Annotated in this window: 1 rRNA gene; it reads right to left on the minus strand. The window is 54.9% G+C overall.

The features are described 5' to 3' along the window. Positions 1-255, minus strand: a 16S ribosomal RNA gene (locus tag AB3X99_RS41015); the annotation flags it as partial.

The raw sequence follows: 255 nt of genomic DNA on the forward strand, positions 1-255 counted from the left end.
TCTTGCGTAGCAACTAGGGACAAGGGTTGCGCTCGTTGCGGGACTTAACCCAACATCTCACGACACGAGCTGACGACAGCCATGCAGCACCTGTGTTACGGCTCCCTTTCGGGCACCCCCACCTCTCGGCAGGGTTCCGTACATGTCAAGGGTAGGTAAGGTTTTTCGCGTTGCATCGAATTAATCCACATCATCCACCGCTTGTGCGGGTCCCCGTCAATTCCTTTGAGTTTTAATCTTGCGACCGTACTCCCC

The sequence above is a fragment of the Paraburkholderia sp. BR10882 genome, from assembly GCF_040948855.1.
In the GTDB taxonomy this organism is placed as follows: Bacteria; Pseudomonadota; Gammaproteobacteria; order Burkholderiales; family Burkholderiaceae; genus Paraburkholderia; species Paraburkholderia nodosa_A.